Genomic DNA, 7,159 nt, shown 5'->3' on the forward strand with positions numbered 1-7,159 from the left:
TCTGGTGGAGGACGTTTGATCTGGGGGTATCAAAAAATGATACTGGCGGAGATGCCGGTTTTTGTGGCGGGCCCCTTCCTCCTCTTAGGGGATGAAGCCGGGGTTTCGCAACGCGCTGCGTTGTGCCGGCTGAATCGGAGCCGCTTGCCAGCGGCGACGTGAAAAGGTTGTAACCGAACCCGCTCCTTCCCCCTGTCAGGGGGAAGGTTGGGATGGGGGTAGTGAGGTTGAGCTACTGCATTCGGTTGATTAACCTCACTACCCCTCCCTGCAAGGGAAGATCATTCCGCAGGCGTGCAGCATGCTGCCGTTTGCAGGCAGACGGCATGCCGTCTGAAAACCCTGCTCACCCCCTGCTACATCCCTACCCCTTCCCCTGGAAAGGGGAGGAAACCTTACGGAGTGGTGCGACAGTAACTAGTACTAAATATACTTAGGCGAAACAAAACATCGTCTTAACATGACTATCCCTGCTTCAATAACCCCGCCACATCCTCCCGCAACCCCTCAGGCCGCACCATCTCCGCCGGCACCGCAGCACCGATATTCAGCCCCACCCGGCTCAGCATGCCGCGTCGGAACGGGCGCACCATCGCGACGCGGTTGCCGTTGACCTGTTCCACCCGGCTGAAGAAGGATCCCCACAGATTGGTCAGCGCCATTGGCACCACCGGCGGCGCAAGCCCGTCTGCCCGAGCGCGCTCCAGCACCTTCATGATGCCGCCCTTGAAGGGTTGCAGGTTGCCGTCGCGGGTGAGGCCGCCTTCGGGGAAGATCGCCAGCAGATCGCCTTCCCGAAGAATGCGAGCCGCCTGCTCGAACGCGTTCTCATAGGCACGTTCATCCTCGGCGCGAGGCGCGATCGGAATTGCCTTTGCCAAGCGAAATAGTGCACCGAGAACCGGGATCCTGAAGATGCGATGGTCCATGATGAAGAAGATCGGGCGTGGGCTGGCCGCCATCATCAGCACGGCATCGACGAAGCTGACATGGTTGCAGACGAGGATGGCCGGGCCTTCGAGGGGAATGTTTTGATCGCCTTTGACCTTGAAGCGGTAGATGATGTGCGACATCACCCAGGCGACGAAGCGCAACAGGTATTCCGGCACCAGCAGGAAGATGTACGAAGCCACCACCGCATTCGCGATCGCCACGATGAGGAAAATTTCCGGGATGCTCATGCCCATCTGGAGCAGGGCGCCGGCAATGACCGAGCTGGCGATCATGAACAGCGCGTTGAGGATATTGTTGGCGGCGATGATGCGGGCGCGATGGGTCGGCTTCGACCGCAGTTGGATCAGTGCATACATCGGCACGCTGTACAGGCCGGCGAACAGGCTGAGCAGCATCAGGTCTGCCATCAGGCGCCAGTGGTAGGGCTTGGCAAGGAATTCGCCCAGCGTCAGTAGGTCGGCGGGCGGCAGGCCGCGCGAAGCGAAATACAGGTCGATCGCAAACACGCTCATGCCGATGGCGCCCATCGGCACCAGGCCGATTTCGACGTGGCGGCGGCTCAGCACTTCGCACAGCAGCGAACCGGTGCCGATACCGATCGAGAACACGACCAGCAGCAGGGAGGCGACCTGTTCGTCGCCATGCAGCACGTCGCGGGCGAAGCTGGGAAACTGGCTCAGGAAGACCGCACCAAAGAACCACATCCAGCTGATGCCGAGCAGCGAGCGGAACACGACGAGATCGCCATGCGCCATTTTCAGGTTGCGCCAGGTTTCGCTGACCGGGTTCCAGTTGATCTTCAAACCCGGATCGGTCGCCGGCGCGGCAGGAATGTACTGCGCCACCGCGCGGCCGGCGATCGCCAGTGCGACGCAGGCGATGGCCACCTGCGCATGGCCGATTTCCGGCACCGCCACCAGCAGGCCGCCGGCGATATTGCCGAGCAGGATGGCGACGAAAGTGCCCATCTCGACCATGCCGTTGCCGCCGGTGAGTTCGCGTTCATTCAGTGCCTGCGGCAGGTAGGCGAACTTCACCGGGCCGAACAGGGTGGAATGCAGGCCCATGAGGAAGGTGCAGGCCAGCAGGACGGCGACCTGGTCGTTGAGGAAGCCGTAGGCGGCGATCGCCATGATGCCGATCTCGAGATTCTTTACGAATCGGATGATGCGGGTCTTGTCGTATTTGTCGGTGATCTGGCCGCTCGTTGCCGAGAACAGCAAAAAGGGAAGGATGAACAGCGCGCCGATCACCAGGCCGGCCATCGCAGGCGGCAGCCACTCGACCTGCAGCTGATACGTCACCATCACCGTAAAGGCGAACTTGAACAGATTGTCGTTGGCGGCGCCGGAAAACTGGGTCCAGAAGAAGGGAGCGAAACGCCGCTGTCCCAGCAGGGAAAACTGGTTGGGATGGGCATGGTTGTCCGGTCCGGCCTGCGGCTGCACGGAAGCCGGTTGATCGCCCGCGATGGTTTGTTTCATCATCTACTCTCCACGAAGAAGTGCACAAATATACACGGACGGAATGCGGGCCGGAAAAAATCGGTACCATCGCCGTATCCTTCCAATAATGACAATGACGAACGACAATCCATGACTACCACCGCCCATCTCGTTGCCGCCCTCAAGGACGAACTGAAAGCCGCGCGCATGACCTATGCGGACCTGGCGCGCAAGCTCGGCATGTCCGAATCCAGCGTCAAGCGCATGCTGGCCAAGGCGGATATGCCGCTGTCGCGGGTTGATGCGATCTGCAGCGCGTTGAAGATCGACTTCGCCGAACTGGCCCGCCGCATCGCCGATGCGCAACCCTTGCTGGCCGAACTGACGCTGGCGCAGGAGAAGGCCGTGGTGGCGGACAAGAAGCTGCTGCTGGTAGCGATCTGCGTGCTCAGCCAATGGACGATGGAACAGATCACCGCCCAATACCGACTGACCGATGCGGAGGCCGTCAAATACCTGCTGCAGCTCGACCGGATCGGCATCATCGAACTGCGGCCGCTGAACCGGTACCGGCTCAAACTCGCGAAGACCTTCCGCTGGCGGCCGCATGGCCCGGTGATGGACTTTTTCCGCGAGCATGCGCTGCTCGACTATTTTGCCGGCGGCTTCGACAAGGAAGGCGAGTCGCTGATGCTGGTGCATGGTTCGATCGGCAAGAGCCTCGCGCCGGCCTTCGTTGAGCGCCTGCAGCGGGTGGCCCAGGATTTCGCGCAACAGCATCAGACCGATCAGAAACTGCCCGTCCAGCATCGGGAAGGCTATACCTTGCTGCTGGCAATGCGGTCCTGGGAATTCGAGGCATTCCAGCGATTCCGGCGCTGATGCGTGCGGCGGCTTCATGTCAGTCTGCGATCAGTAGCGGTGCAGGCCCGCGCCGCCGGCGCACCCTGGTGCGCAGGGCGTTCAGCAGCACCATGCCTGCCATGCCTGCGGCAAGATGCTTCAGTGTATGGCCCGATACGAGATGCTGGGTCATGTCCCAGAAGAAGTAGTCGCCTATTTCGAAGAACTTCGCCAGTACATACCAGTTGACCAGTCCCCACCAGGGAAACGGGTCGTCGGCATCATGGGTCAGCAGCAGGCCGACGACCAGTCCCACCAGTCCGCCGAATTGCAGCACCAGATATAGGGCAAGGCTGCCGTTCACAATCGACAAGGCAAGACCGGCGACGCCGGCAAGCAGGCCGACTGCCATGCCGACCATGCCTATGCGGATGGAAATACGCTGTGACAAGAAGGCGCCGATGATGCCGGCGAATGCAATCACCATCGGCAGGCGGTCGAACAGGATGGTATGAGAGTTCGGCGACCAGTGGTAATACGCCGACCCGACACCGGTCAATATCAATCCGCTGAAGAACACCCCCAGCGGTATCGTCACCTTGCGTGTGATCGATGCTGCGTGCGGCGAGCGCATGCGCAGCAGGCCGAGCATCCCGGCAGCCACGAAGATGATGTTTGAAAGAACATCCGCGGCATGCGGGATGTCCAGCCATTCGCGGTGGTCGGCAAAGCGATGGTAATCCTCCGGTTGCGCGATGTGCGGCAACAGCAAGCCGATGAAGATGAGCGCTCCGATGAAGAGCAGAGCATGTTTTTCGGTGGGTGACAGGTCCTGCGGCATATTTTTCTTCCGTTGGTTGTTTCGGACGGAGTATAGAAATATGCGCCATTAAAACTAATGAATAACTGGAAAGTATCGTTATGTGCTACCTGGCGCGGCAGATTGCAATGCGAATGTGTTGATTTCTGTGTGCGCGCCCCATTCAACCGGCACGCTCAGGTGTTGGTCGGTAATCCCGACCAACAGTCTGCCGACGTAGCGGCGGGCGTTCCCAGGCACTGTTTACCAACGCGGTGGTTTGCTGATTGAAGCGCAGAACGCGCAGTAATTATGGGCGCAACAGAATGCCCGTTGCGCTCGACTTGCGGTTATAAAAAGACTGCGGGACCTGCCTGGACGGGTCGAGGAGAACCGGCCCAGACGCGCCGGCGGCAAAAGCCGCGAGGCCCGCAGTTAAACTCCCTGCCTGGAGTCGGACGCGACAAAGCCGCTTCCAGACGTATATACGTAATTGCTGCCCGATCAGATGCGGTCAAGCAGTAAATCGATGCTGAAGTTCCGAGAGCGAATCTGCATCGGATATGGCAACTCTTCTCACAAGGGCGTTACTACCGGGCGATGTGCGCCATACCAGAGGGAGAATGAATGCGGCGCAAGTAGAAATGCATCTACGCCGCCGCGGTAACCCTCACCACCCGCTGATCTCGCTGCGCTGACCTCCGCTTAGACAAACAATACACAAAAATCCACATTTGTCATAGACAATTGTGGAGAGCGTAATTTTGCCCAATAGCTATATTTTGTCAATGGGTTGTCCATGACAATGAACCCAACTACAATAAGCCGGCGCCTCGGAACGCCGTTCGAACTCTTATGGCGTATCGGGTAGTCGCCATTTACTTAAGGAATCTGTTCATGGACACCTCCCCACCATCGGCCCCGCTCAGTTTCAGCATCGGGTCGGTGCAGCGTGAAACAGGATTGTCGAAGGACACCCTGCGGGTATGGGAACGTCGCTATGCTTTTCCCCAACCCGAACGAGACGCATTCGGCGAGCGCACGTATTCCCTGGCACAGGTCGAGAAACTGAGACTGCTCAAAACCCTGCTTGACCAGGGCCATCGTCCGAGCAAGATCGTTCATCTCGGCATGGACGAACTGCGTGCACTGGGAGGGCAATCCGGCGGTTCCGCGGTAGCCGCCGACGACACCAGCGAAGAACGCAAGGACCTGCTGCATTACATTGCCTTGTGCAAGTCCTATCAGTTCGATCAGTTGAGGCGCGAGCTATCGCAATCCCTGATGCGCATGGGTTTGTTCAGGTTCGTGGTGGAGGTGGTCGCACCGCTGAATGCAATGGTCGGGGCACGCTGGGCCAACGGTACCTTCGCGATTTTCGAGGAGCACCTGTACACCGAGTCGGTACATGTCGTGATGCGTAATGCCATCGCCTCCATTCCGCCGCAGCCGGCGACGAGCGGCCCGCGCATCCTGCTCACCACGTTTCCGCAGGAGTCCCATGGACTCGGCTTGCTGATGGCGGAGGCGATATTCGCCCTGGAGGGCGCGTGTTGCATTTCCCTCGGCGTGCAGACGCCCATCATCGACATCGCTCAGGCGGCACAAGCCAACGAGGCCGACGTGGTCGCACTGTCATTCTCCTCGGCCATGAATCCCAACCAGGTGCTGGAAGGGCTGGCCGACTTGCGCTCGAAGCTGGCGCCGTCCGTGAGAATCTGGGTCGGCGGCGGCAGTTCGGTGCTGTACCGCCGGCCACCCGAGTTTGTACGCGTGGTCGATCTGCATGAGGTGCGGCACTTGATCGAGGAGTGGCGTGGCCAGCACGCCGCCTGAGGCCTATTTCCTGTTGCGCACCTCCCGCGCTGCAAGCAGCAACAGCGCGGCGCCGGCGAATAGGGCTCCGGCATGAAAGGTCGCGGCCGGACCGATCCTGTCCCATAAGACGCCTGCCAGCACGCTCGCGATCAGCATCGCAATGCCGGACGCCAGGTTGAAGATCCCGAAAGCCGTCCCGCGCAACGACGCCGGCGCGGTATCGGCCACCATCGTTGCCATCAACCCCTGCGTGGCAGCCATATGCACGCCCCACAACGCAAGTCCAGCCGTTACCCATGGAAGGGCATCGCTGTGCGCCAGCAACAGGTCGGCGCCGATTAGGGGCAGGATACCGAGCATCAGCAGCAACCGGTGCGGCATACGGTCAGCCAGGATACCGAACGGATAAGCGCATACGGCATACACAACGTTCATCAGCACCAATACCATGGGTACAAGGAACAGGGCGAGTCCGCCTTGCTGGGCGCGCAGCACCAGAAACGCCTCTGAAAAGCGTGCCAGTGTCAGGGCCGCTCCAGCCGCAGTCACCCACCAATACGCGGCTGGCAGCTTGCGCAGCGCCGTGCGGGATACCGGAAACTCGGGCTTGCCGGAAGCGGTGGCGTGGTCGGGTTCCCTGACCCCGACGATGAGCAATGCGACCGCCATGAAACCGGGGACCACCGCGACCCAAAATACCGCCCGGAAATCGTTGGCCCACACCAGCATCAAACCCGTTGCGATCAACGGCCCGGCAAACGCGCCGACGGTATCGAGCGACTGCCGCAACCCGAATGCCGCACCACGGTTGGCCGGATCGGTCACATCGGCAATGAGCGCATCCCGCGGCGCACCACGGATGCCCTTGCCGATACGGTCGATGAAGCGGGCACTCAATACCCAGCCGGTGGTCGTCGCCACTGCAAACATCGGTTTCGCCAGCGCACCCATCGAATAACCCAGCACTGCCAGCCACTTCCGTTTGCGGACATAATCGCTGACCGCACCGGAAAACACCTTGACGATCAACGCAGTCGCTTCCGCGACACCTTCAATAATCCCAACAATCGTGGCAATTGCGCCTAAAATTACTGTCATAAAGACAGGTAAAAGGCTATGGATCATTTCCGAGGAAATATCCATCAGCATACTGACGAAGCCCAGTGCCCAGACGGTACGGGGAATCTGAAGCGGCGGTTTTGTTGTATCTACATTCGGCATCAAGAAAATCTGGGCGGATGACAGCGGCTACTTTAACAAAGTCGCCACATGGCCGTTCGTTAGCATGGGCGTCACAATC

At 60.0% G+C, this 7,159-nt stretch carries 6 protein-coding genes; 2 read left to right on the plus strand and 4 right to left on the minus strand.

The genetic code is table 11. The annotated features are described in order from the left end of the window. Positions 1–464 precede the first annotated feature (464 nt). Positions 465–2,438, minus strand: coding sequence for an MFS transporter (locus VGU61_RS02820; RefSeq protein ID WP_326857586.1), 1,974 nt, complete (start codon positions 2,436–2,438; stop codon positions 465–467). 111 nt (positions 2,439–2,549) lie between these two features. Between VGU61_RS02820 and VGU61_RS02825 the strand changes: the two genes are divergently transcribed. Further along, positions 2,550–3,281 (plus strand): helix-turn-helix transcriptional regulator, encoded by a 732-nt coding sequence (locus tag VGU61_RS02825; protein ID WP_326857587.1) that lies wholly within the window; start codon positions 2,550–2,552, stop codon positions 3,279–3,281. Positions 3,282–3,300: 19 nt separating this feature from the next. On the opposite strand, the gene VGU61_RS02830 is transcribed toward VGU61_RS02825, so the two are convergent. Further along, positions 3,301–4,083 (minus strand): ceramidase domain-containing protein, encoded by a 783-nt coding sequence (locus VGU61_RS02830; RefSeq protein ID WP_326857588.1) that lies wholly within the window; start codon positions 4,081–4,083, stop codon positions 3,301–3,303. 855 nt (positions 4,084–4,938) lie between these two features. Here VGU61_RS02830 and VGU61_RS02835 point away from each other — a divergent pair. Continuing rightward, positions 4,939–5,877: a MerR family transcriptional regulator gene (locus tag VGU61_RS02835; RefSeq protein ID WP_326857589.1), complete on the plus strand. Its 939-nt coding sequence runs from the start codon at positions 4,939–4,941 to the stop codon at positions 5,875–5,877. 3 nt (positions 5,878–5,880) lie between these two features. Here VGU61_RS02835 and VGU61_RS02840 read toward each other — a convergent pair whose 3' ends face one another. Further along, positions 5,881–7,008 carry an MFS transporter gene (locus VGU61_RS02840; protein ID WP_326857590.1) on the minus strand — a complete coding sequence of 376 codons (1,128 nt, stop codon included), beginning with the start codon at positions 7,006–7,008 and terminating at the stop codon, positions 5,881–5,883. After that, on the minus strand, positions 6,974–7,159 hold a 186-nt coding region (locus VGU61_RS02845; protein ID WP_326857591.1), incomplete at its 5' end, for a hypothetical protein. The genes VGU61_RS02845 and VGU61_RS02840, both read right to left, overlap by 35 nt.

This window comes from Noviherbaspirillum sp. (assembly GCF_035944575.1).
GTDB lineage: Bacteria > Pseudomonadota > Gammaproteobacteria > Burkholderiales > Burkholderiaceae_D > Noviherbaspirillum.

Excerpts from the sequence above, each read along its gene's own strand:
- VGU61_RS02820 (WP_326857586.1), bottom strand. The coding sequence starts at position 2,438 with ATGAAACAAACCATCGCGGGCGATCAACCGGCTTCCGTGCAGCCGCAG.
- VGU61_RS02830 (WP_326857588.1), bottom strand. The coding sequence starts at position 4,083 with ATGCCGCAGGACCTGTCACCCACCGAAAAACATGCTCTGCTCTTCATC.
- VGU61_RS02840 (WP_326857590.1), bottom strand. The coding sequence starts at position 7,008 with ATGCTGATGGATATTTCCTCGGAAATGATCCATAGCCTTTTACCTGTC.
- VGU61_RS02835 (WP_326857589.1), top strand. The coding sequence starts at position 4,939 with ATGGACACCTCCCCACCATCGGCCCCGCTCAGTTTCAGCATCGGGTCG.
- VGU61_RS02825 (WP_326857587.1), top strand. The coding sequence starts at position 2,550 with ATGACTACCACCGCCCATCTCGTTGCCGCCCTCAAGGACGAACTGAAA.